The organism is Paenibacillus sp. N3.4 (assembly GCF_008017805.1).
GTDB lineage: Bacteria > Bacillota > Bacilli > Paenibacillales > NBRC-103111 > Paenibacillus_E.
Map to the genome: position 1 here is coordinate 19,125 of NZ_VRTT01000040.1, position 25,334 is coordinate 44,458.

22 protein-coding genes and 2 pseudogenes are annotated in these 25,334 nt (G+C 44.0%); 18 read left to right on the top strand and 6 right to left on the bottom strand.

The window, feature by feature from the left end; translation table 11 throughout:
• Together FU659_RS19815 and FU659_RS19820 are read left to right on the top strand one after the other, a co-directional pair.
• Entirely contained in the window at positions 1-756 is a 756-nt protein-coding gene (locus tag FU659_RS19815; RefSeq protein WP_147949160.1) for a tRNA threonylcarbamoyladenosine dehydratase, read from the top strand.
• A 126-nt stretch (positions 757-882) separates the two neighbouring features.
• Positions 883-2,201, top strand: a pseudogene (locus FU659_RS19820) (replication-associated recombination protein A).
• On the opposite strand, the gene FU659_RS19825 reads toward FU659_RS19820, so the two are convergent.
• From FU659_RS19825 to mnmA, 3 genes and pseudogenes are all read right to left on the bottom strand, one after another.
• Positions 2,196-2,564 (bottom strand): DUF3889 domain-containing protein, encoded by a 369-nt coding sequence (locus FU659_RS19825; RefSeq protein ID WP_147949161.1) that lies wholly within the window; start codon positions 2,562-2,564, stop codon positions 2,196-2,198. The pseudogene FU659_RS19820 and the gene FU659_RS19825 sit on opposite strands and share 6 nt — an antisense overlap.
• An 888-nt stretch (positions 2,565-3,452) precedes the next feature.
• Positions 3,453-4,145 (bottom strand): AlkZ-related protein, encoded by a 693-nt coding sequence (locus FU659_RS19830; protein ID WP_147949162.1) that lies wholly within the window; start codon positions 4,143-4,145, stop codon positions 3,453-3,455.
• Positions 4,146-4,191: 46 nt separating this feature from the next.
• A pseudogene (gene mnmA / locus FU659_RS19835) lies at positions 4,192-5,278 on the bottom strand (tRNA 2-thiouridine(34) synthase MnmA).
• 305 nt (positions 5,279-5,583) lie between these two features.
• Here mnmA and cymR point away from each other — a divergent pair.
• From cymR to FU659_RS19860, 5 genes are all read left to right on the top strand, one after another.
• Positions 5,584-6,003, top strand: coding sequence for a cysteine metabolism transcriptional regulator CymR (gene cymR / locus FU659_RS19840; protein ID WP_147949163.1), 420 nt, complete (start codon positions 5,584-5,586; stop codon positions 6,001-6,003).
• A 9-nt stretch (positions 6,004-6,012) separates the two neighbouring features.
• Positions 6,013-7,161, top strand: a complete 1,149-nt coding sequence (locus tag FU659_RS19845; protein ID WP_147949190.1) for a cysteine desulfurase family protein — start codon at positions 6,013-6,015, stop codon at positions 7,159-7,161.
• 28 nt (positions 7,162-7,189) lie between these two features.
• Entirely contained in the window at positions 7,190-7,711 is a 522-nt protein-coding gene (locus tag FU659_RS19850; RefSeq protein WP_147949164.1) for a PRC-barrel domain-containing protein, read from the top strand.
• Between the two features lie 7 nt (positions 7,712-7,718).
• Entirely contained in the window at positions 7,719-7,922 is a 204-nt protein-coding gene (locus FU659_RS19855; RefSeq protein WP_147949165.1) for a hypothetical protein, read from the top strand.
• Positions 7,923-8,099: 177 nt separating this feature from the next.
• Positions 8,100-9,170, top strand: coding sequence for an AI-2E family transporter (locus FU659_RS19860; RefSeq protein ID WP_147949166.1), 1,071 nt, complete (start codon positions 8,100-8,102; stop codon positions 9,168-9,170).
• A gap of 227 nt (positions 9,171-9,397) precedes the next feature.
• Here the strand turns inward: FU659_RS19860 and FU659_RS19865 are convergent, their stop codons facing one another.
• Complete coding sequence (locus tag FU659_RS19865; protein WP_147949167.1) at positions 9,398-9,637, bottom strand: DUF3951 domain-containing protein; 240 nt, start codon at positions 9,635-9,637, stop codon at positions 9,398-9,400.
• A 449-nt stretch (positions 9,638-10,086) separates the two neighbouring features.
• Between FU659_RS19865 and alaS the strand changes: the two genes are divergently transcribed.
• From alaS to FU659_RS19915, 10 genes are all read left to right on the top strand, one after another.
• Positions 10,087-12,714: an alanine--tRNA ligase gene (gene alaS / locus FU659_RS19870; protein WP_147949168.1), complete on the top strand. Its 2,628-nt coding sequence runs from the start codon at positions 10,087-10,089 to the stop codon at positions 12,712-12,714.
• A gap of 109 nt (positions 12,715-12,823) precedes the next feature.
• Positions 12,824-13,084: an IreB family regulatory phosphoprotein gene (locus FU659_RS19875; RefSeq protein ID WP_028555746.1), complete on the top strand. Its 261-nt coding sequence runs from the start codon at positions 12,824-12,826 to the stop codon at positions 13,082-13,084.
• Positions 13,085-13,102: 18 nt separating this feature from the next.
• The gene (gene ruvX, locus FU659_RS19880; protein ID WP_147949169.1) at positions 13,103-13,519 is read left to right on the top strand and encodes a Holliday junction resolvase RuvX; all 417 of its coding nucleotides are present in this window, start codon (positions 13,103-13,105) and stop codon (positions 13,517-13,519) included.
• Positions 13,520-13,525: 6 nt separating this feature from the next.
• The gene (locus FU659_RS19885; RefSeq protein ID WP_147949170.1) at positions 13,526-13,834 is read left to right on the top strand and encodes a DUF1292 domain-containing protein; all 309 of its coding nucleotides are present in this window, start codon (positions 13,526-13,528) and stop codon (positions 13,832-13,834) included.
• Positions 13,831-14,127 (top strand): DUF1292 domain-containing protein, encoded by a 297-nt coding sequence (locus FU659_RS19890; protein WP_147949171.1) that lies wholly within the window; start codon positions 13,831-13,833, stop codon positions 14,125-14,127. Before FU659_RS19885 ends, FU659_RS19890 begins: the two co-directional genes overlap by 4 nt.
• Before the next feature lie 110 nt (positions 14,128-14,237).
• A complete protein-coding gene (gene mltG, locus FU659_RS19895; RefSeq protein WP_261807934.1) occupies positions 14,238-15,344 on the top strand; it encodes an endolytic transglycosylase MltG in 1,107 nt (368 codons plus the stop codon).
• 38 nt (positions 15,345-15,382) lie between these two features.
• Positions 15,383-16,312, top strand: a complete 930-nt coding sequence (locus tag FU659_RS19900; protein WP_261807935.1) for a peptidase U32 family protein — start codon at positions 15,383-15,385, stop codon at positions 16,310-16,312.
• Between the two features lie 28 nt (positions 16,313-16,340).
• Positions 16,341-17,624 (top strand): peptidase U32 family protein, encoded by a 1,284-nt coding sequence (locus FU659_RS19905; RefSeq protein WP_147949172.1) that lies wholly within the window; start codon positions 16,341-16,343, stop codon positions 17,622-17,624.
• A gap of 190 nt (positions 17,625-17,814) precedes the next feature.
• Entirely contained in the window at positions 17,815-20,001 is a 2,187-nt protein-coding gene (locus tag FU659_RS19910) for a methyl-accepting chemotaxis protein (RefSeq protein WP_261807936.1), read from the top strand.
• Between the two features lie 159 nt (positions 20,002-20,160).
• Positions 20,161-21,975 (top strand): peptidoglycan D,D-transpeptidase FtsI family protein, encoded by a 1,815-nt coding sequence (locus tag FU659_RS19915; protein ID WP_147949173.1) that lies wholly within the window; start codon positions 20,161-20,163, stop codon positions 21,973-21,975.
• Here the strand turns inward: FU659_RS19915 and FU659_RS19920 are convergent.
• Positions 21,961-23,229, bottom strand: coding sequence for an ATP-binding protein (locus FU659_RS19920; protein ID WP_147949174.1), 1,269 nt, complete (start codon positions 23,227-23,229; stop codon positions 21,961-21,963). The two genes, FU659_RS19915 and FU659_RS19920, sit on opposite strands and share 15 nt — an antisense overlap.
• A gap of 200 nt (positions 23,230-23,429) precedes the next feature.
• Between FU659_RS19920 and FU659_RS19925 the strand changes: the two genes are divergently transcribed.
• A complete protein-coding gene (locus FU659_RS19925; RefSeq protein ID WP_147949175.1) occupies positions 23,430-24,254 on the top strand; it encodes a lipoate--protein ligase family protein in 825 nt (274 codons plus the stop codon).
• 148 nt (positions 24,255-24,402) lie between these two features.
• Here the strand turns inward: FU659_RS19925 and FU659_RS19930 are convergent, their stop codons facing one another.
• Positions 24,403-25,134 carry an alpha/beta hydrolase gene (locus FU659_RS19930; RefSeq protein ID WP_147949176.1) on the bottom strand — a complete coding sequence of 244 codons (732 nt, stop codon included), beginning with the start codon at positions 25,132-25,134 and terminating at the stop codon, positions 24,403-24,405.
• Positions 25,135-25,334: the final 200 nt, after the last annotated feature.

Consider the following 25,334-nt stretch of genomic DNA (forward strand, 5'->3'; position numbering starts at 1 on the left):
ATGCTTCATCAATTTTCACGAACAGAATTAGCGATCGGACCTGAAGGTCTAGAAATTATGAAGAACAGCACGGTGGTTGTTTTAGGCATCGGCGGTGTTGGTGCTATTGCAGCCGAAGCTTTGGCTCGTACAGGGGTTGGTCGTCTGATTCTCATCGATAAAGATGTTGTAGACATTACAAACATTAATCGTCAGATTCATGCCCTTACAACAACTGTGGGGCAGCCCAAAGCAGATCTCATGCGTGATCGGATTAAGCTTATTAATCCGGAGTGCGATGTGATCGCCCTGCGAATGTTCTACACGGAAGAAACGTATGAAGAGATTTTTGCTTATCCGATTGATTATGTATTGGATGCAAGCGATACGATTTCTTACAAAATTCATCTGATCAAGCAATGCTTAGAGCGGAAAATACCTATCATCTCCAGCATGGGGGCCGCGAACAAAATGGACCCTTCCTTGTTCCAAGTCGCTGACATTTCGAAAACGAGCATGGACCCCATCGCACGTGTCGTTCGTCAGAAGCTTCGCAAAGAGGGAATCAAAAAAGGCGTGAAAGTTGTTTTTTCGACTGAAGCTCCGATGAAACCACGTGAAGATGTCACGCAGCAAATTGTGCCAGCGAACGCGCCGGAAATTCGCAAGGCGAAGCAACCGCCAGCAAGCAATGCCTTCGTTCCGCCTGTTGCCGGTTTGATCATGGTAAGCGTAGCTGTAAAGGATTTGTTGGAAAGTGGTTTAGCGCAGAAATAACAAGAAGGATGCCCCTGACTAAGCGGGCATCCTTTTTATATGAGGTCTGTCACAGCATGACATGTTTTTGCAGGCAGGTTATAATAAGACATATGCCATTCTATTTGAAGTAAAGGATACGAATTTATGGACTTATTTACATATGCTTCATCACAAGAGCCTACGGGTAAGCTGCTAGCCGACCGGATGAGGCCTACAACACTCGATGAATATATTGGTCAGGAACAGATTGTAGGGAAAGGGAAGCTTTTACGACGGGCGATAGAAGCGGATCAAGTAACGTCCATTCTGCTTTATGGACCACCTGGCACAGGAAAAACGACGTTAGCCAATATCATAGCGAACAGAACGCAAGGCGAATTCATGAAGCTGAACGCTGTTGATGCTTCTGTTAAAGATGTGCGCGAGATTATCGAGCAGGCGAAGACCAATAAAGCCTTATATGGTCGTAAAACGACCTTATTTCTGGACGAGGTGCACCGCTTTAACACCTCGCGGCAGGATGCGCTGCTGCCTGCAGTGGAGCAGGGCATCCTCATCTTCATCGGGGCGACGACAGAGAATCCGTTTCACCATGTGAACGGGGCTCTGCTGTCGCGCTCGACGCTGTTTCAGCTCGAGCCGCTCACGGCGGAGCATGCGCTCATTGCCATGCGAAGAGCGATCGCCGACCCCGTGAAGGGGCTCGGCTTCATGCGCTCGTCGTTGACGAGGAGGCGCTCGAGCATATCGCGCGGATGGCAAATGGCGACATCCGCAGGTCCTTGAATGCGCTGGAGCTGGCAGCGCTCACGACCTCTCCTGAACCCGATGGATCGGTTCAGATTACACGGGAGGTGGCGGAGGAGTCGATCAGGCGCCCCATAGTCAAAGCGGACGAGTCGACGCAGTACGACGTGCTGTCCGCCTTCCACAAGAGCGTGCGCGGCTCCAGTGACGCTGCGCTGTTCTGGTTCCTCTATGCCATCGAGAAGCTCGGCATGGACCCTATGACGTTCCTGAGACGTCTTATCGTCGCCTGCAGCGAGGATATAGGTCTCGCTAACCCACAGGCGATGCTGCAGTCTGTAACGGCCATGGATGCCTATCACAAAATTGGCTGGCCGGAATCCAAATATGTCATTTCTCAGGCAATATTATTCGCCGTGGAAAGTCCCAAGTCGAATTCAATCCCCACAGCGATTGCGCGTGCTATGCAGCTAATGGAACAAGTGAAATCGGCGGATGTTCCACTACACCTCAGAGATACTCACTATCAAGGTGCAGAGAAGCTGGGACACAAAGGGTATATGTATCCACATAATTATCCCGGTCATTTTGTGAAACAGCAGTATTTGCCGGACGAGATCAAGAATGAGTCTATTTTCATAGCTAGTGAACAGGGAACCGAAGAGAAGATGAAACAAAATCAGCATAAAAGAAGAGGGACGCCTACAGGCTTATAGAAGTAGTAAGTTCCCTCTTTTTTCTTGCTCCATTAATATCGTAAATACTTGTTGGGTAACAGGATGATAACGTATGGATACAATTAACGGGAATTCATGGCCGTCTTTTCTAACCCAGAAGCGAAATTGCTGCTGGACAACTCCAGGAGCAACATCAGATCGGCCTAGATACTTATAATCCAGCAGCGTATATACCTTGCCTGCTTCCTTAAAAGCGAGACGGCTCCATTTGGCATATTCAGGATCAATCTCCACGACATTCATGTTCTCACCATGCGCAGCTTCACTAGCTTTACTGATTGTTTCGAGATTTACAGACCAACACACACAAACAACGATAATGATGGCAGAGGGCTTATACATTCACTCACACCTTTCGTCATTATCGTTTGCGTAGAGGGTGGTTGGCATACTTAACAAATAAACGGTAAATTTCAACAATAGGAATCCGTAGATACGAATGAAGTGGACAAAAAAAGGAGTCCCGTAAGACTTTCAGGACTTCCTTTCGCTTGCGAGATAAGAATTTATGTGTTTGGTTTGGGTTAAGCGGAAGCTTAAACAGCAACTTAACCCATTTTTTTGTTGGAAATGTGGAGTCAAACCTACTTAAGATGATGATTTGCAATGAACATAAATCTTGGCTAGTTACTCTTTTCATGGATAATCTCGGGTGTCGAGAAAGTCTCGGCATCCTGCGATTATCCTGTTTATGATGCGAGGAGATGGCTAGCTTATGAGCGCATCTCCGAACGAGCTTTTGGCGTTGGATACAGCTTTCAACATATTTAGAGCCTTTTTTTTGACCCGGACGGCTACGAACTCAGCAAGCCTTATTTGATAAAATGACAAAGATTTATCGTTTTAAAGAACTCCAGACGCGTTATTGCAAGTAAAAGTGCATCACTCAGCTCATTATTGACTTCATAACGTCGTTTCAGTTCGTTAGAAGAATGGACAGGCTCATTTCTCGTCGCTAACAACTCTATGATTCGTTAGCGTAGAAACAACACAAGTAGGAGTTGCTTCATTGTTCGAATGGCTCCTGTTGTGGATCCTTAACCAAGCGACAGTTTCATATTATTCGTTAATGCGCAGGGGATGGATTGTTATGCAGAAAATGAGCGCGATCTGTGTCTTATCTAACGGTGTGAGGCGATATTAGCGGGAATAGGCACATCTAATTTGCTCATTTTCCCCTCAGCACAAAATAGAAGAGAACCTAGCCTTAGGCTAGGTTCTCTTGAAGGTTTAAAGCTTAAAAATCTTAGTCAGGTAAGCACCGGCTGCCTCGCTGTACCGCTCTTTCAATAAATCTCGAAATAACTGTTTCGCCTCTGGCGTTGGCGCTAGCTGAGCTTGTACCCGGTGTAACTCCATCCAATGCGAAGCGGTCATATAACAGGTACTGTTCCAACCGCTTTTGAGTCCGTTTGCGTTCAAGCGTTCGCTGATGCCTGCAATGACAATGTCAGCTTTGCTTTGTAGTTCAACCAAGGAACGATCGAATTCACTTTTGGAGTCCTTGGCTTTCATGCCGGTTACGGCCCTGAGTTCTTTAGCATCAATGCCCTCATTACCTGCTACAGCCTGATAAATTTCCACGGCGGATTTAGCAAGTTGACCTTCCTCATACCGTTCTTCGACCGTGTAGGGATCTTCCAGCAGGTTCTTCACCAGTGGAAAGACTTCGGCTGAAATCAATAAAGGTTTTTTGTCAAAAAAACGTCCATAAGCGGCAACCCCTTCACCCGGCAGACGATCCCGCCACAACCATGGATCCGTTTCTAACCCTGTATGCCATTGGTTGTGCTCTGTGATGGATTCAAGCGAAGGATGATCCGGTATGAAAGAAGAAAGTGGGAAAATACCAACTTCTTTGACGATGTTTACCACGTCTTCATACATCCGGGCTCTTAATACAATCCCATTTTCTTTAACCATTTAAAGGTTCACTCCTGTCATTATGATCATCCTTACACTCTTTTACCTATTTATGCACTTTATCGATAACGCCTCCGCCGAGACAAACCTCATTGGCATAAAATACAACTGATTGTCCAGGTGTCACAGCTTTTTGCAGCTTGTCGAAAACGACCTCACAGGTTCCATCCTCCGCAAAAGTAAGGACGACACCTTGGTCAGGCTGCCGATAGCGGAATTTCGCCGTACAAGCAAAGGGACCTTCAGGTTTATGGTTTGAAATCCAGTTGACATCTGTTGCCGTTAAGCCTTTAGAATACAAATCAGGGTGCTGTTCGCCTTGAACAACTAGCAACTGATTGCTTTCCAAGTCTTTATCCACAACGAACCAAGGCTCGCCGGTACCCGATCCGCCGATGCCCAGACCCTGTCTCTGCCCCAGCGTGTAGTACATTAGACCATCGTGCCGGCCTTTCACTTCGCCGCTGCGGATGTCTACCATATTGCCTGGCTTTGCGGGTAAGTATTGGCTAAGAAACTCTTTGAAATCTCGTTCACCGATAAAACAGATACCTGTGCTATCTTTTTTCTTCGCTGTAGCAAGACCAGCAGCCTCAGCAATTTCCCGGACCTTTGGTTTCGGAAGATGCCCGATCGGAAACATGGCTTTGGACAATTGTTGTTGATTAAGTACGTTAAGGAAATAGGTTTGGTCTTTATTAGAATCGTTGCCTCGCAGCAGGACGTATTCACCGTCTTGCTCTTTGACTTGAGCATAGTGACCTGTAGCAATGTAGTCGCCGCCCAAGTCGAGTACCTTTTGCAAGAGCTCTCCGAATTTAATCTCACGATTGCACATGACATCGGGGTTTGGTGTCCGGCCCTTTGTGTACTCGTCTAAGAAATAAGCAAATACTTTGTCGTAATATTGCTTTTCGAAATTTACTGTATAGAAAGGGATGTCGAGCTGGTCACAAACTCTTCTGACATCCTCTGCATCGTCTTCTGCTGTGCAATGACCGAACTCATCGGTATCGTCCCAATTTTCATGAAATACCAATAACCTCGTAGCCCTGTTCTTTAAGCAACAGCGCAGCCACCGAGGAATCGACCCCGCCGGACATTCCCAGAATGACCCGTGTTTTTTTATTCATAGCTGTGAACCTCTTTTCTATCTGCAAGACTTTTATAAAACTCTACCTATTATACATCTCAAATCGCCAAAATTAAAATATTTCATGAGAATGTCATTGTTTTCCCCCACAGAATAAGGGTTTTATGATAACATATATACGATACATGGGTGTTTAGGAATGTTTTCACGAAAATTGGAAACGCTGTTTATCAAGATGGAACCACCATGGAGTCTGAAACGATACAAAAAATAGATAAGTATGCAACTAAGAAGCTCCGTCGATCAGAGTCCTTTATGGCATATAATGTTGAATGAGGTGTTATTTTGAAAATTTCTACAAAAGGCCGCTATGGTTTAACGATCATGATGGAACTGGCCAACCGATTTGGTGAAGGGCCAACTTCACTTAAAAGCATTGCAGAAAAGCATCAACTATCCGAGCATTATTTGGAGCAATTGGTAGCACCGTTGCGTAATGCAGGTTTAGTCAAAAGTATTCGCGGGGCTTACGGTGGTTATATTCTCTCAAAATCAGCCGAGCTCGTAACAGCAGGCGAAGTGATTCGTGTATTGGAAGGGCCTATCAGCCCTGTCGATTTCACGGAGGAAGATGATCCAGCTAAACGCGATTTGTGGGTCCGCATTCGTGACAGCATCGCTGAAGTGTTAGATTCTACAACTCTAGCGAACCTGATCTCTTTTGAGGATGTAGGCAAAAACGACAACTACATGTTTTACATTTAGGGTGTTATGATGAATGCCATTTATTTAGATCACGCGGCGACGACGCCTGTGCATCCCGACGTATTGGAAGCTATGCTTCCTTTTTATACAGCTAATTTTGGAAATCCATCGAGTACACATAGTTTCGGAAGAGGGGCACGAACAGCGCTTAACCGATTCCGTGACTTTATGGCGAAGTCGTTAGGCTGCTTGCCAGCGGAGCTTATTTTTACCAGCGGTGGGACCGAGAGCAACAATATGGCGATCTTTGGGGTACTGAATGCTAACAAAGACGGTAAAAAACATATCATAACCACACAAATTGAACATCATGCAGTTTTGCATCCTTGTGAGCGATTGGAGAGCCTCGGTTACGAGGTGACCTATCTGCCAGTAGATCCGACCGGTCTTATTCAAATTGAAGATGTAGAAGCAGCAATCCGTCCGGATACCGTTCTAATTTCTATCATGTATGTGAACAACGAAGTGGGGACCATTCAGCCGATTGAGCAAGTAGGCAAACTAGCGCGAAGTCGGAAAATCCCTTTTCATGTAGATGCTGTGCAGGCACTAGGTAAATTACCGCTTAACCTAGCGGAACTTCCCGTTGATTTAATGAGCTTGTCCGCTCATAAGATTTATGGGCCCAAAGGTGTCGGAGCCTTATATGTTTCCAAAAACACAAGGTTACTCCCTCATAGCTATGGGGGCTCCCAAGAAAGAAAACGCCGCGCAGGAACCGAGAACATAGCAGGAATCGCCGGGTTTGCCAAAGCTTTAGAAACCAGTCTTTCGGCAATGGAAAGCTTAGTGCAAGACGTCATGGAATATCGTGGGCTTATGGTAAGCATCTTGGAACAGCAATTGGGCTGTGATTCTTTTGTAATTAATGGTCACATGGAACAGTCGATCCCACACATTCTGAACATCAGTTTCCCAGGTACATCCACAGAAACACTGCTTATGAACCTCGATATCGAAGATATGGCTGCCGCTAGCGGTTCTGCTTGTACATCAGGTTCGCTTGAAGTCTCACATGTATTGAAAGCAATGAAGCTCCCAGAAAATGTTACGGCCTCCGCCGTTCGATTTAGCTTTGGAATGGGGAATTCTATAGAGCAAATCGAAACAGCTGCCCAGAAACTTGCAACCATTGTCAAAAGGCTGCGTAGTAACTAGTACCGGGTAGTTCTAGGAGGAATCAAACTTGCGCAAAGCGCATGATCTAATCGGACTTCCCGTACTTACGGTAGATTCCGGTAAGCAAATAGGTCAAGTTAAAGATTTAATGATCGACCCTGAGTGGAACATATGCGGCATCGTACTCGAGGTCAAACATTGGTTCTCTACCCTGCGATACATTTCGTGGGAAGAAATCTTGGCAGCCGGAGAAGATGCTGTTACCATACCGAACAACAATGTCATTCACGAGTTCGAACATGTCGAACATTGCCATGCTCTGCTCGAAGGAAGCCGCAAGCTTAAAGGACTTCCCGTCATTACGGTGGGAGGGCACAAATTAGGCATGGTAGACGATGTTTATTTAGACCAAAATTGGGGTAAACAAATAGTAGGTTATGAATTGTCCGAAGGGTTTGTTTCTGATTTAAAAGAAGGGCATAGATGGCTTCCCATGCCGGACTCGGCAATTAAAGGGGAGGACGCGATCATCGTGCCTGTACATTGCGCTCAGGAAGTAGAAGAACTCTTTGTATCCAAAGAAGAATAGGGTGAGCATGATGCGTTGTCCAAACTGTAATTCCAAAGATATTGGAAAAATCGGTTCCCACCAATTTTATTGCTGGGGTTGCTTTATTGAACTAAGTGTAAACGGAGATAAAATGTCCGTGTATCAAGTGGAAGAAGACGGTACGTTAAGTTCGCTTGATGATTTGTTTTTTGAGGAAGAAATTGCTCACATTCATGAACATGCCAATTAAGGAATTGTAGATGTTTAACGTCATTTGGAGTGCTGCTTGCAGCACTCCAAATGACGTTTTTTATTTTGCCGAAGTAAAAGTTTCGAAGGTTATTCCATTAGCTCGCGGGTTAATTTAGGGAGGTTGTACATATACTGTATTAGCGAAAGCTTATACCTGGTTCCCGAGGTGAAACAAATGGAGCGTTTTTGGAAAAATAAATGGTTCATTGGTCTAATCTACACATTGCTTGCTCTTCTGTGTTTGTACATGCTGATACAGATTAAGCCGATTATTTTAAGTGTATTTACTTTTCTCAAGGCCATTCTGATGCCTTTCTTTATTGCTGTCATTATTTCGTATTTGTTGAACCCGGTTGTGACCATCCTTAATCAGCGTAAAGTGCCGAGAACGATTGCTGTATTGCTCATTTATAGTGTATTCATCTCAAGTCTTACCGTGGTCATTATGAATGTAACACCGATGTTTATGGAGCAGTTTGCTGAATTGAACGAGCATATGCCCCAGATGGCTATGCGTGCTCAATCGCTTGTAGACGGTTTTAATCAAAATCAGCTACTGCCGGATAGTGTGCGTTCCGGGTTCAATCATTCATTAGTGAAGTTGGAAAACAACATTTCGATGGCGATTTCGAATTATATGAATCAAATCGGCAATACGATTAATTTGTTGTTTATTGCCTTTATCGTACCGTTTGTTGCCTTTTATATATTGAAGGATTTTCAAATTATTGAAAAGACTGCGTTAGCTGTCGTTCCCAAGGAACACCGAAAGAAGACAATTAAGCTGCTTATTGATATTGATACGGCACTTGGCAATTATATTAGAGGTCAATTGCTTGTTTGTGTGATTATCGGTATTCTCGCCTATATCGGGTATTGGGCTATAGGTATGCCTTATGCGCTTTTGCTTGCCAGCGTCGTGGCGGTATTTAATATTATCCCCTATCTAGGCCCTTTCTTTGGCGCAGCTCCTGCAATTATTATGGCCTCAACGATTTCATTGAAAATGGTGCTGCTTGTGGCAATGATCAATCTCACCGTGCAAATTCTTGAGGGAAATGTGATTTCTCCCCAGGTGGTGGGGAGAACCTTGCATATGCACCCGCTGTTTATTATTTTTGCGCTGCTTGTAGGTGGCGAAATAGCAGGTATTGCGGGGCTGATCCTGGCTGTTCCCTTCTTTGCGGTCATGAAGGTTATTATTCAACATATCTTTCTTCATTATGTTCATCGGCCAACGACCTAAGTATGATGTTCCATTTAGACACACATAGACGCACAAAACCCTCTGTGCCATGACTTGCGGGATCATGGTACAAAGGGGTTTTGCACGAGGGTTGAGGATATAACAGGAGTGGCAATACGTAAACCATCGAATGGGCTACGGAAATAGTTTGTTGAGTAAATATGTCTTCCATTCGATAATGAAAATCATTATCAATAAACTTAGTATACTTTCATTGAGAACCATTGTCAACTAGGTTTTATTGATTTCTTGAAATTTTTATTCTTATCGTCTCCTTGATCATCGTCTTCTTCTTTTTGCTCTTTTTGTTCTTGGAATTCGATTCTCGTTTGCCCTGTAACATAGTCGAATGGATTGTATCGGCTATCGGGGATCTCTTTTTTTATGAGTGTTTTCGTCATAATGTAGATGACTAACACAAAAACGGGTGCAATGAAGCCGAGTAGGGTAAGTGTTGATAAATCCATTGAATCAACCTCCTGAGAAAATGGTCAACATATTTTTATATTCATACGATTTCCTTCAAAGAATGGTTTCATGAATATTGACACCGCACATGCATAAAGTTATAATTTGCCTTATCTAGATTTAATGCGAAAACGTTGATGAAACTTTAGTAAGCCATAGTCCATCGTCAGAGATAAGGTTCCGGTGAAAAGCACTCGATTGCGTTCAACGGCTGAAAGAACCTTTCGGTGCTAGGATGGCCCAACGCTCGTTTCGGAGTGTGGACGAACTCCACCGGTTGGACCCGTTAGCAATCCGCACAAGGAGATTGGGCTTGTTTGCTCTTACCAATGGTAGGATAAGGCGAACGCAATAACCAGGGTGGTACCGCGATGATTCGTCCCTGTAGGCTACAGGGGCGTTTTTTGTTTTTTTTGAAATAATTGATAATAATGGGGGCTTGAGACAGATGAAAGCAAGTGAAATTCGTTCCAAGTGGTTGCAGTTTTTTGCGAGTAAGGGACACAAGGTTGAGCCAAGCTCGTCCCTTGTTCCACACAACGATCCGTCTCTGCTATGGATTAATGCCGGGATAGCGCCATTGAAACCGTATTTGGATGGACGCGAAATTCCTGAAAATCCACGAATCACGAATGCTCAAAAATGTATTCGTACCAATGATATTGAGAATGTAGGCAAAACACGCCGTCATCACACTTTTTTCGAAATGCTCGGCAATTTCTCCATAGGCGATTATTTCAAGAAAGAAGTCATTCCTTGGGCATGGGAGTTCTTGACGGATCAACAATGGATCGGCTTTGATCCGAATCGGATATCGGTAACAGTGCATGAGGATGACGAGGAAGCTTTCGAAATTTGGCATAACCAAATTGGGATTCCGGAAGAGCGCATTTACAAGCTGAAAGAGGATAATTTCTGGGATATTGGTGAAGGCCCATGTGGTCCTTGTACGGAAATTTTCTATGATCGCGGCGATAAATATGGAGATTTATCAGATCCGGAATGCTGGCCGGGCGGGGAAAATGAGCGTTTCCTCGAAGTATGGAACCTCGTGTTTACGCAGTTTAATCATAACAAGGACGGCAGCTACACGCCGCTTCCTAACAAAAATATTGATACAGGCGCAGGGCTGGAGCGTTTTGCCTCTATCCTTCAAGATGTGGATTCTAACTTCGACACGGATTTATTTAAACCGATCATTGATAAAACCTGCGAGCTTACCGGTGTCAGCTATCATGTAAACGAAGAACACGATATTGCGCTTAAAGTTATTGCTGACCATATACGTACGGTGGCTTTCTCGGTTGGCGATGGCGTGCTTCCTTCTAATGAAGGACGTGGATACGTTATTCGTCGCTTGCTTCGCCGCGCTGTTCGTTACGGAAAGGTACTCGGTTTGGATAAACCGTTTCTTCATAAGCTTGTGCCTACTGTTGGAGAAATTATGGGCGTTTACTACACCGAAGTTGTGGATAAACGTGAGTTTATTGAGAAAGTGATCCGTACGGAAGAAGAACGTTTCCATGAAACATTAAGCGACGGTTTGATTATTCTTGCCGAGATGGTAGAAAAGACTCGCCAAGCAGGCAGTCAGCAAATCAGCGGCCCCGATGCATTCAAGCTCTATGATACGTATGGCTTCCCATTTGATTTGACCGAGGACTTCGCTTCTGAGAAGGGCTTGACCGTTGATCGGGCAGGATTCGATGCCTCTATGCAGGAGCAGCGCGATCGTGCCAGAGCCGCCAGCCACAAGGAAGGCGGAATGAAAGTGCAAGGCGGACCGCTGTCCGAATTAACGATTAAAAGCGAATTTGTTGGATATAATGAGTTGGTAGTTACTGCTAAAATTGAAGCCATCGTACATGAAAATGACTTTGTAGATTTTGTCGGTGTCGGTGAAACCTGTCAGGTCATATTGGATCGCACGCCTTTCTATGCAGAAAGTGGTGGTCAAGTAAGTGATTATGGTACGATGCGCAATGATCAGGTTGCTTTAAAGGTAGAAGATGTGAGCAAAGCGCCTCATGGGCAGCACGTTCATAAGGTAATCGTGGAATCAGGCGTGCTCCGCAAAGGGGATACGGTAGAAGCGATTGTCGCTTCATCTCAGCGCGGAGATACAATAAAGAATCATACCGCCACACATCTACTGCATAAGGCGTTAAAAGAGGTGCTTGGCACGCATGTTAACCAAGCGGGCTCACTCGTTGAACCAGATCGTTTGCGATTTGACTTCTCGCATTTCGGCAGCATCACGCCTGAAGAACTGCAGGATGTGGAACTGCGCGTGAATCGTCAAATTTGGAAGAATACGAACGTAGATATTTCCTTGAAAGCTATTGCTGATGCAAAAGCGATGGGTGCTATGGCTTTGTTTGGCGAGAAGTATGGGGATATCGTACGTGTCGTGCAAGTAGGCGACTACAGTTTGGAACTGTGCGGTGGCTGCCATGTGCAAAACACAGGCCAAATCGGATTATTCAAAATTGTTAGCGAATCGGGTATCGGTTCCGGTGTACGAAGGATTGAAGCCGTATCAGGACGCAGCGCATATGAGTTCCTAGACCAGCAATTGCAATTGCTGAAAGAATCGGCTAGCTTGCTGAAATCGAATGTTCAAGATGTTCCTAAGCGTGTGGAAGCGACACTTTTGCAAGTGAAAGAACTTTCTCGTGAGAACGAGTCGCTGCGCAGCAAGCTTGGACGTATTGAAGCGGGATCACTGACGGATCAAGTGAAACAAATTGCCGGTGTTTCCTTACTTGCGGCTCAAGTGAATGCAGCAGATATAGACTCCCTTCGTAACATCGTGGATGAAATGAAGGTGAAGTTAGGATCTGCGGTGATTGTACTTGGTGCTGTGGCCGATGATAAAGTTAATCTTGTTGCGGCAGTTACACCCGATCTTGTTTCCAAAGGTTTCCATGCGGGTAAAATTATTAAAGAGGTTGCTGTAGGCGTGGGAGGAAGCGGTGGCGGACGTCCGGATATGGCGCAGGCAGGAGGCAAGGATGCAGCTAAGCTTCAAGCTGCACTAGCCGGAGTAGAAGGACTTCTTTCTCAATTCGTATAATTATTTTTCAGAGGGACAGGAATTTTTAATCCCATAGAGAATATATCCAGTATACACAGAACATTTTTATTACTTAACAAGGTATCACAAGGAAAGCGGGGTGCTCCTGATGAGTTCCATGGATAAAACGATGAAGTTCAATGTGAAGGCAGAAGAAATCGAGACATCTCCCAAAGACGTGTTATTAGCGGTATATGATGCTCTTCAGGAAAAAGGATATAATCCGATCAATCAGATTGTCGGGTACTTGCTTTCCGGAGATCCTGCTTACATTCCACGTCATAACAACGCACGCAGCCTTATTCGCAAGCGGGAACGCGACGAATTGATTGAGGAGCTTGTACGCGCTTATCTAGGCCAACACAAATAGACGGAAAAGAGAACTGGCATGAGATGGTTAGGCTTGGATTACGGGGATAAGACAATTGGTGTAGCGATGAGTGACGAGCTTGGATGGACGGCTCAAGGGCTGGAAGTCATTCACCGTCGTAAGCCAGGAGAAGACATCGAGAGGCTGGATGCTATTGTTAAACAGTACGGTGTGACTGATATTATTGTGGGTTTACCCAAAAATATGAACAATACCATAGGTCCTCGCGGCGAAATTGCAGTCGCATTTTCAGAAGAAATAGCACAAAAACTCAATGTACCTGTACATTTGTGGGATGAGCGTTTAACGACCGTTGCTGCGACACGCACGCTGCTTGAAGCGGATGTGAGTCGCAAAAAACGTAAGCAAGTCATTGATAAAATGGCTGCTCAGCTTATTCTGCAAGGATACATGGATGCTAATATGAAGAGGTGAATGAACATGTCCAAAGAAGAATTGCGTGAAGAAGAACCAGAAATCATTTACATCCCGGATGACGAAGGCAACGAAGAAGAGTTCGAGGTTATCATGAAATTCGAAGTGGACGGTTCAGATAACAAGTACATGATGGTTGTGCCAACGGAGAGCGATGACGAGGAAACCGATGAGGTGTATGCGTTTCGCTACGAAGAAGATGATGACGGCGAAGATTTGAAGCTGTTCACGATCGAAGATGAAGAAGAATGGAATATCGTTGAAGAAACCTTTAATACGTTGATGGCAGAATTTGACGAGGAAGAAGAAGCATGAGTACAACACCTTCAGACATATTGCGTAAAGCTTATGGTGATGATATTATCTTGTTTGATGAGCAAAATGAATCAACCGTGTATCATCTTCTTAAGGAATTCGTTTATGGCAATCATACGTATGCCGTTCTGCAGTCCGATGAGCTAAAGAAGGAAGACGATGTTGCTGTTTTTCGAGTGATATTAGGCGCTGACGAGCAGTATGAACTAGAAACCATCGAAGATGACGAGGAATGGGAAACCGTTTCTGAGCTCTATGACGAGATGGTATTTCCCGAACAGGATGACTTGTAAGAAGTAGACAACCGAGCGGAGATCATCCGCTCGGTTTTGCATGCCAAGGCATAAATTTTCACTAACGATGCGCGATTTGCTAAAATCAAGACGTTTAGGAGGATTTTAGAGTGGAAGAAAGATTGGAGCAAGAAAGTGAAGGGAATAAGCCTAAACGCAGCAAGCTTAAAGTCACACTTCTTATCTTAGGCATATTGCTGCTTCTAATTATCGGCACTGCAGGCGGAGTTGGACTCTATGTAGCCAATGCGCTCCAACCTGTTTCAGCCACTGATCAAGAAGTCAGAGTTTCCATCCCTCAGGGGGCAAGTTCTTTGCAAATCGCCAAGGAGCTGGAGACGAAGGGACTCATTAAGAACTCATCCATTTTTACGTATTATTTGAAAGCAAAGAAGCAAGGATCCAAACTCCAAGCAGGGGAATATAACATGAAGCCCGGCATGTCGTTCGAGGCCATGATCGATAAGATGAACAAAGGTGAAACTGTCAAAGAAGAAATGATCCGTGTCACGATTCCTGAGGGCTATACGATTGAGCAGATCGCAGCAAAGCTTGTTGAACAGACGTCTTGGAGCAGCAGCGTTTTCCTTCAACTGGTGGATACGGCAAATGGGCTTCAGGGGGAAGCCATTGCCACGATCCCTGATAGTAAAAATATAAAGCACCATTTAGAAGGCTACTTATTTCCTGAGACCTATGAATTCAAAAAGGGCTCAACCGAACAAGATTTTGTTGAAAGAACACTTCAACAGTTGGATAAGAAGCTTGCTACGCTTCCGGCTGATTGGAAGGACAAGCTGAAAGAGAGAGGTCTAAGTGTCCATCAAATGCTTACGATTGCCTCGTTAATTGAGCGTGAAGTCGTCGTAGATGAAGAGCGCGCACTCGTATCGGGTGTCATCAATAACCGTTTGAAAAAAAATATGCCGCTGCAAATCGATGCAACGGTACAATATTTGTTCGATAAGCCTAAAGAAAGGCTTTTCGAAAAAGATTTGCAAATACAAAGTCCTTATAATACTTATTTGAATACTGGATTACCTCCAGGTCCTATTGCTAGCCCTAGCCTAGCTTCTATAAAAGCAGCTATATATCCGGAAGAGACGAAATATTTGTTCTATGTGACAAAAAAGGACGGCACCAAGGGGCATTTGTTTGCGGAAACCTTTGAGGAGCATAAGAAAAATATTGCGGCAAGTAAAAAGACTACGAATTAACACCAACCTAGGAAGTGTGCAGAAGGAAGGGAAAGCAAGTGAAAAAACCAGAGTTAGTTGTAAGTTGCAGCTCAGTATCAGAATTAAAAAGTATGATCGCCGCAGGTGCAGATGCTGTCATTATTGGAGAAGAACACTACGGCTTGCGATTGCCTGGAAACGTGAAACTTACGGAGATCCAGGAAGCTGTAAGTTGGGCTCATTCGCGGAATGCTAGGGTGTATGTGGCTGTTAACAACATTTTTGATAACGAGTCACTCGATGATTTAACTTATTATTTGACACAAGTACAGCAATTCGGCGTGGATGCCGTTATTTTTGGTGATCCTGCTGTATTGATGGCCTCTCGCAGCTTGCCAAGTCCTTTGAAGCTTCATTGGAATGCAGAGATGACTTCAACCAATTATGCGACAGCGAATTATTGGGGGAAACAAGGTGCGGCTCGTGTGGTGCTGGCGAGAGAACTGAATATGGATCAAGTTTTGGCTTTTAAAGAACATGCAGAGTTGGAAGTTGAAGTGCAGGTTCACGGGATTACAAATATTTATCATTCTAAGCGTGAGCTGGTAAAAAATTACATGGAGCATCAAGGGAATGACGCGGCATCCCAAGATCGTTCTATGCAGCGCGGGCTATTCTTGATCGAGCATGAACGTCGCGATCAGCGTTATCCCGTGTATGAGGATAGAAATGGGACTCACATCATGAGTTCAGAAGATATGTGTATGCTGGAGAATTTGCCCGAACTTATGGATGGCAACATCGACAGTTTGAAAATTGAGGGTTTATTGAAATCCTCCGACTATAATGAGCGTGTTGTCAGAAGTTATCGTGCGGTTATCGATGCCTATGCGGCTGATCCGGAAAACTATGCATTCAAGCAAGAATGGTTGGATACGATTACGGAAGTACAGGATCCAGAACGTGAGTTATCGTACGGCTTTTTCTATAAAGAACAGGTATATTGATGGATAAAGGAAAGAGGTGCTCTCCGAGATGAAGACAGCATTAGAAGCACGTGCGAGAGGAAAGCGTGTCAGGCTGCATAAACCTGAATTGCTTGCTCCGGCTGGCAGTTTGGAAAAACTGAAATTTGCGATCCATTATGGAGCGGATGCCGTTTACATTGGTGGACAGAAATACGGTTTGAGATCCAATGCCGATAATTTTACATTAGAAGAAATGCGTGAGGGCGTTGAGTTTGCCAATCGATATGGCGCGAAGGTGTTCGTAGCGACGAACATTTATGCCCATAACGAAGATATTGAAGGCCTGGATGAATATTTACGTGGGCTTCAAGAGGTAGGGATATCTGCGATTATCGCGGCTGATCCAATTATTATGGAAACATGCAGACGCGTGGCACCTAAGCTGGAAGTGCATCTGAGCACTCAGCAGTCTACAATGAACTGGCAAACAGTGAAGTTTTGGAAAGAGCAAGGCATCGAGCGTGTTGTTCTTGCACGCGAAGTAAGCATGAAGGAAATTGATGAAATCAAGGCGCATGTGCATGTCGAAATCGAAGCTTTCATTCACGGGGCTATGTGCAGTTCGTATTCAGGTAGATGCGTGCTTTCCAATCATTTCACCGATCGGGATTCAAACCGTGGAGGGTGCTCGCAATCCTGCCGATGGAAATATGATTTGTTTGCTAAAGATCAGCCGTTATCAGCCCCTTTGGCAACAGATTTACCAATGTTTAGTGACGAAGATGATGCTTTTACGATGGGCTCCAAAGATCTCAGTATGATTGAGCATATGGCTGAAATGATTGAATCGGGTGTAGACAGCTTTAAAATTGAAGGTCGGATGAAGAGCATCCACTATGTGGCCACGGTTGTTAATGCCTACCGCCAGGCTATTGACGCCTATTTTGCCAATCCGGACGAGTATGAGTTAAATCCTGTCTGGCAGGATGAAATTTATAAAGCAGCAAACAGGCCTTTAAATTCAGGCTTTTTCTATGAGGCTCCCGGACATGAGGATCATATTTTTGAACCGGAGGATAAAGTGGTCGGGTTTGATTTCGTTGGCTTGGTGATGGATTACGATGCGGAGACAGGCATAGCTACAATTCAGCAAAGAAATCATTTTAAGCCAGGGCAAGAAATTGAATTTTTTGGACCTGAAGGAACTCATTTCAAGCAGTTCGTCGACACCATCTGGCAAGAAGATGGTAAAGAATTGGACGCAGCGAGGCATCCACTTCAGCTTGTTAAGCTGAAAACTAGCCATCCGGTTAAGGTTTGGGATATGTTACGTAAAAAAACAGGAAAATAGTACCATGGAAGCTTTCTCCAGACTAAGGTATATTGGAAAAAGTTTCTCTTTTTTTATTTTTAGTGATCAAATATTAAAGGATATTGTTACAGAATGTCGAAATTATTAACGGGAAGTAATTGTAACCCCTTTCATTTTAGTTCAAAAGTATTATGTCCCAATTAAGTAGAAACTAATGGCGGTGAACCAGATGAAAAATGGACTCCAAAGAATGATCGTATCTGTAAACAAAGCTTTCAAATCTTTTGTACAAGCTATTCGGAATGTGGCATGGGGTCGAATTGCAGGTGCCGCTAGCAGCAAATCTAAGCAAGTGGGTGTGGTCGCATTTAAAGAATTGAAGCAAGCCAAGCTTGAGAATCCTGTAAAATCCGTGGGTATGAAGCTGTTTTTAATGTTTTTTGTTAGCATTCTTTTCTTTGTTCTTATTGCGGGTATGATTTCCTATTATGTCTCCAAAAGCGTGATTAAAGACAAAGTATCCGAGTCTAGTCTTCAAACCGTAACGCAAGCGGGTCAAAAGCTGGATTTTCTTTATCAGACTTTCGATGACACGACTTTACAAATTATGTTGAACAAAGAACTACAGGATTTATTGGAAAAGGTTCCCAATCTGGCGCCATCTTCTTATGAATCGTTGGACGTTATTCGTCAATTGACCGATAAGTTGAATGTTGTTGCTTTTTCTAATAAATCAATTAAAACACTTCATCTCTACAGACCGGATGGCAAGTTGATTGTGATAACGGGTGCTGGCGGAAGTACCTTGGCTGAAAGTGTAAACAACACGGATTGGTTTCAGAAGACCGTCGATGGTGGAGGGAAAGTTGTCTGGCTGGACAGTAAGAGTAAAGGATACTCTACTTCATCCAACAATACTTTCGCGATTGGCCGAGTGATGAGAAACACAATGAGCAATAGCACAACAGCGATTTTATTAATCGAGCTTAGTACGGATATCCTGAAAAAAGAGATTAGTGGAATATCACTTGGTGATGACAGTAAAGTCTTTATAACAAATGCGGAAAACAAAAATGTAGGTGTGATCGATCCTGCTCTGATTGAGAAGGATGCAGAAGTGACGTTAACGAAGGAACAACAGCAAGAAGCTATGGGGTCCTTCACAACAAAGGATGATCATTTAGTTGCTTATTACAAATCAACGGTATCCGGTTGGAATCTTGTAGGCGATATGCCTGTTAGCTCTCTAGTTAAGGACGCTAAGAAAATCTTTAACTATACGCTGCTTATTGCCTTATTCGCTGCTTTTGCGGCAATATTAATCGGTATGTTTGTAGCTAGAATGATTGGACGCCCACTAATAAATCTTCGCAACCTTATGCAGCAAGGAGCAATGGGGAAATTAACGGTGCGAGCGAATTACACGTCGCAAGATGAAATTGGTCAATTAGGCGGAAGCTTCGACGCGATGATGCAGCAAATCACTACGCTTGTTCAACAAACGAGTACTTCGGCACAAGCGGTTTTCGAAACTGCTCAAGAATTAACAAACTCCTCCAAGGTAACGGCAACAGCTGCAAGGGAAATTGCTATAGCAACGGATGAAATTTCGAATGGGGCCGGTGGCTTGGCGACAGAATCAGAGCGCGGAAACGAATTGACCCATCACATTGGTATGCAAATGAAAAATGTGATTGAAGCCAACCTTGAGATGGGAACATCAGCAGCAGACGTCCAAAGTTCCAGTGAACAAGGTACAAAGTATATGTCTGAGCTTATCTCCAAGACGAACCTGACAGAAGAAATGATTCGTTCAATGGTTGATAAAGTAGATAACTTGAAAGAAAGTACGCGATCTATTCGTAAAATTCTGGATTTACTTAACAATATGACGAAGCAAACCAATATTTTATCTTTGAATGCGACAATTGAAGCAGCACGTGCAGGAGCAGCCGGCAAAGGCTTCATGGTCGTTGCGGATGAAATTAGGAAACTGGCGGATCAATCCCGACAATCCATTGATGTTGTTGGTCAAATTACGGAAACCATTCAGAAGGAAATTGATGAGACCGTTAAAGTGCTCTCTAATGCCACACCAATTTTCCAAGAACAAATTAAAGCGGTGAAAGAAGCCGATACCATCTTCAAACAAGTAACGACTCACATGGGTGGATTTATTGAGCAGCTTAGTACGGTAAGCGATTCGATATCCACGCTGGAGCAATCTCAAGTTGTTTTGTCTGACGCGATGACGAATGTTAGCGCCGTAGCCGAGGAGTCCTTGGCTACCTCAGAGGAAGTTGCTTCCCTAAGCTCTGAACAGCTGAGTATTAGTGATGGCTTAGTTAAGCTGTCTGACAAGCTAGATTCACTATCAAAATCTTTGAACGAGACGCTTTCCAAATTCGAAGTATAGCCTTACCATGTAAGCCACTCTACCGTTGATAATACAACAACGGCAGAGTGGTTTTTTTGCAATTGAATAAGGAATAACGGGAATATGGTTTGCTTCTTCCCCCTTGTGACCATACTGAAAGCAAAAGCAGTGATCGTCTCAACAAAAGGGGTTTAACGTATGGAAATAAGCCAGATGTCGACAAGAGAGAAACGTAGAATCGTTCTTGTATTATTTTCTATATTGTTCTTATTTATAGGAATAGCCGGCAAGCTATTTTGGATTCAAATAGCGGCAACGGAGCATTATTCATCAAGAAGCATAAATTTGCTCAAAAATTCAGTGGTCCAACGGCAGCGGGCGTTAGTTTTAGAAAGTGGCCGAGGCGAAATTCTGGATCGGCACATGAAGCCAATGACAGGGCAATTCATTAAAGCACTCGTCGTTTTCCCTGTTAATAGCGAATATCTGGGTGAGCCCAAGCAAATGAACCAATTAGCGTACATTTTAAATACAACTTCAGCGCAGTGGCTTGCCTTTAGCCAACACTTGAAAGAACCCAAGGTATGGCATTCTGCTGATGATGAAAAGCCAATAGCGCTTAGTAAGAATCAAGAATCGCAAATAAATAGGTTAGGCTTATCTTATTTAAAAGTAGTTGACATGGAAGATCGTTATCCTTCTGGCATGACAGCGCGTCAGCTCATAGGATTCATCGGTCAAAATCCCGATAGAATCATGAGCATATATGGCACTGAACTTGAAAAAGGAAAGCTCGCCCTTACGTCCAAGATCGGTGGAGCCGGTCTTGAAAAAACATTCGATACCTGGCTGCGCGGTATCGGCGAGACTTCAATCTCTTACTTCACGGATGCAGGAAAAAGGCCATTACTCGGTCTGGATGCTCGCATGATTGCGCCTGATAATGCCTTTTATCCGGTGAAGCTGGTTACGACGCTAGATTTAAGCTTGCAGCAGCGAATTGAAGAGCTTATGGATAAGTTACATATTCGCGAAGGCGCAGCTGTTGTGCAGGATGTAGCACAAGCCGATATCGTAGCTATGGCGAGCAGGCCTAATTATGACCCAATGAAGGTTGATCTGGTCAGCAATAATTGGAGCAACTATGCGCTTAAGGCAACGGCACCTGGTTCTATTTTCAAAACAGTAGTTGCAGCTGCTGCGCTGGACGAGGGTGTGGTTGATCCTAACGAAACGTTCACTTGCCAAGGTTCACTTGGTAAGTATGGTTTTACATGCTGGAGAAAGGAAGGCCATGGGCCTTTAACCTTAGAGCAGGGTTTTGCTCAATCTTGTAATATTGTATTTGCTAAAGTAATGCAGCGATTGACTGCGAAGCAATTAGAAAGCTATGCACATAAGCTTGGCGTCCTGAGCGAGGTAGGTTGGACCGGCAAAACAAGTATGAATCAAGTTCTTCATCAGCTTGATACAGAGGAAAGCGGTCAATTATTTGGAGCAAATACACCACATGATGATGAGGGCGTCTTGATGCAAACGGCCATTGGTCAAAGAGATGTCATGATGACACCTTTACAAGCATCGAATATGATTGTAACTTTGCTGCACGATGGGAAACGATTTGAACCAAGGGTTGTCCAGGATATCCAGTTTCAGACGGGACGAAGTATGGAGAAGTTTCCCACTCAGTATCTAGAAAAAGGGGGGAAACAGGTGTCAGCGGCTACAAGCCGAACATTACTAAGCTGGATGGGCGAAGTCGTTTCCGAAGGAACAGGACAGGGGTTAAAAGGCGCGAAATGGAAATTAGCAGGAAAGTCAGGAACCGCTCAAATACAAAATGGCAAGCAGGAGAAAATCAATCAATGGTTTATTGGATATGGTCCTGTGGTTTCTCCGAAATACGCCGTATCTGTTGTCATTAAAAACACAGATCCGTCCGAGAGCAACAAAGCCATTCCTTTATTTAAAGGGATTATGGATATACTGGCAGATGATTCAAGCAACAGGTAAGGAAATGGTGAAACAAGTACCTTTATCGGGATGACTTGTCACCTCGATGTCTCCTCCAAAATTTTTGATAATTCGGTAAGAGACCATCATTCCAAGTCCTGTCCCTTTTTCTTTCGTGGAATAAAAGGGAGTGCCAAGACGATCAATTTGCTCCGCGGTCATGCCGATGCCGTTATCCTTGATTTGTAAAATAATTTTAGATCTTTGTTTATACCCGCTAATTTCTAAGATCCCACCTCCGTGCATCGCTTCAATGCCATTTTTAGTTAAGTTGACCAGGCATTGAATCATCTTCTCGTTGTTGGCTTTGATAAAAAGAGAAGGTTCCATATGGATACTAATTTCAATACCTCTTAGGGAGGCATAAGGGTTAAGGAGGTTCGAGAGCCTCTGTGATAAGGAGGATACGTCTAATTGTTCGAGTTTTTCTGCTTGCGGCTTGGCGAAGGATAAATAGTCGCTGATGATGTTCTGAGCACGGTCAATTTCTTCGATGACCATCGTGGTGTAGATGCGTTTTTTTTCTTCAGAAACTTCGGACTGGCTCAAAATTTGCATAAAACCACGAGCTACAGTCATCGGATTACGAATTTCATGAGCAACAGACGCGGCTAGTTCACTTAATACATTTAGCTTTTCGGAGCGTTGTACTTCTTGTCGCATAATCATATTTTCACGAATTCGTTCAATTAAAAAGGTTAAGAGCCACATGGACAACATGTGAACAAGGCAAAATAATGAGCCATAGAAAAGAAACCCGGTATCGATCGAAACATCAGAGCCAATCCGATAAACAGTTGTTAAACAGAATGTGGCAAGAGCACTCATGAAGGCTAACAAACTGGGAAACATGACTTTGGGGGCCAGGTGCTTCCAATTGCTAAGAGCAATGAAAGCTAAAATGAAGGGAATGAGTAAAGCAGTCGAGGCAAGGCTCCAAATAAAATCGGTACTGTTTAGGTAATAGCTGTAGGTTACTGCCACTGCAGATGTCATCAGTCCCGTATAAATGCCGCTATATAAAAATGCAGCAAGCACAGGGATGATCCGTAAATCAAAATCATTGCCTGGCATGGTGAAGAAAGGATGAGACATGCAGAATATAACGGCTAATGAACAAATGAAACCATTGAAAATGCGACCTGTCCAATTCAATGGAACAGACCGGGGGCTTTCCAGTAAAAAAATATGATATAGCAAAATGGGAACCGTTAATACAAGCATATTGAGCAGCAAGTTGTCTAGTACATTCAATGATCTCGCCTACTTAATCGAAATTTTGGGGTTCTCGTTAGTATTTCGACAGGAACTAAGAAATTCCTCTGATTACTTTTTCAATATATGGATGTTTTTTGGGAGATTTTGACGGATATTAGGGGGACCTTATTGCGACTGATGTTCGAATCGCTTACAATGCTGTACATAGAATGAAATACAAGATGTAGGAGAAAACAATGACAACGCTACAACTTCCTTCCCAGATGGTCGTTCTTGACCGTTCAAGAATAGCTGATCAACAAGAGATTTTATACGCATTTGCTTTGGAAGAACTATTATGCCGAGTCATAGGCAAAGGGGCGCCTCCGATTTTGCATATTTGGAGACACCCGCGGGCTTTCGTCATGGGGCTCAGAGATAGTCGTCTGCCTAAGGCCGCTCACGCAAATGCATGGCTCCGAGGTCAAGGGTTTGAAACAGCAGTTCGCAATTCTGGGGGAGCAGCAGTACCTCTTGATAGCGGCGTAGTGAACGTTTCCCTATTGCTGCCCAAAGAAGGCGGGGATATGGAACATCGCAAGGATTTTGAACTCATGGTAACATGCATAAGAGAAGTCATGAATAAGATGACAAGCGCCATTGACCAAGGAGAGGTGATGGGTTCCTTTTGCCCTGGCGAGTTTGATTTGAGTGTCGGCGGGCAGAAGTTTTGCGGGATTGCCCAGCGCAGACAACAGTATGCAATAGCCGTACAAGCGTTCATCATCGTAGAAGGCCAAGGGGAGTCAAAAGCGGCGATTGCTAAAGAATTTTATAGTCGAGCAGCCGATTTGGCCGCTCCGAATGACTACCCGCATGTCGCTTCGGGCAGCATGGCTAGCTTAGCTGAATCCTTGGAAATACCTCTAACGGCTGAAGCTTTTATCCAGAATTTATTAGCAGTCATGTGTGAAAAGGGGATAGAGGTCAGAGATCGGCACAATATTGAGATGTATCCAAAAGAAGAAGAAATAGTTAAGATGATTGATTTGCTTAAAAACCGTTATCATATTAAATCATAGAACTAAAAGCCCTAACTTGATTGTTTCTCATCAAGATGGGCTTTTTAGTAGATAAGAAAGTATAAGTTTTATACTTTTGCTTCGCATCTACCTTGACAAACGCGTTCGTCCCTGAAGGACGACGGAGTCGTTTATCCTTGCCGTAGTCTCATCCCAGAAAGTAATGCAATGCCTCACTAAGCTCCACCTGCCAAAATCCCCATAAGTGCTTGCCAGGCTTCTCTACATAATGCAGTACGGCCTTCTTGCTCTCCAGAACTTCCTTGGTCAAACGGTTTTCTCTAATAAAATCGAAGGTGCCACGCTCCGTTTTCACTTCGTTTTCGTCCAAACCAATCAACATATACAACTCAAGCCACGACAAATCATCTCCAATAGCCAGACGTTCTCTGGTAATGTCGAAAAATGCGCCCGATAAGGATATTACGCGGCAAAAAAGGTCAGGATAATCTAAGGCAAGATGCAAGGAAACGGTTCCCCCAAGGGAATCGCCGGCAACAATGCGCTCATTCCGTTCGTTTCGAATCGGATATCGGCTTTCTACATAGGGGATGAGTTCTTCTGCAAAAAAACGACAGTAGGCATCATGGAGTTCTCCCTCAGGTGCATACTCGGAAGTTCGATTGGCGTTATTCACGTCGACTCCCACAACAATAGCTGGCTCTAATCCCTCATCTAATATGCCCCGAGTGATTGTTGTAGCAATTCGGCCGAAATTAAAAAACTGCTCGCCATCTTGGCAATATATGACCGGATAGGAGAGGAGCTCATTGTAGCCTGGAGGAAGATAGATCCGTAAGGAGCGGTTTTCCTTGAGAATGGATGAGGTAAGTTCATCTTTCACAATTGTTCTTTGATAAAAGCGAGAGTCATCCGACATGGTTGTCCTCCTTCGATTTAGGGTAAGGTGTATTATAGCAGTTGTAAATTTTTCATTAACTGTATTATACATTTTCTGAAACTGTACTATTCGTTTGCGGGAAAAAAGGTCATATAGCTAAAGGAAACTGGTGTACAATTCACAAAAACAGGTTTATAATAATACTATAACAGAAGAGAAGCTAGCAGGCATTAAAATCA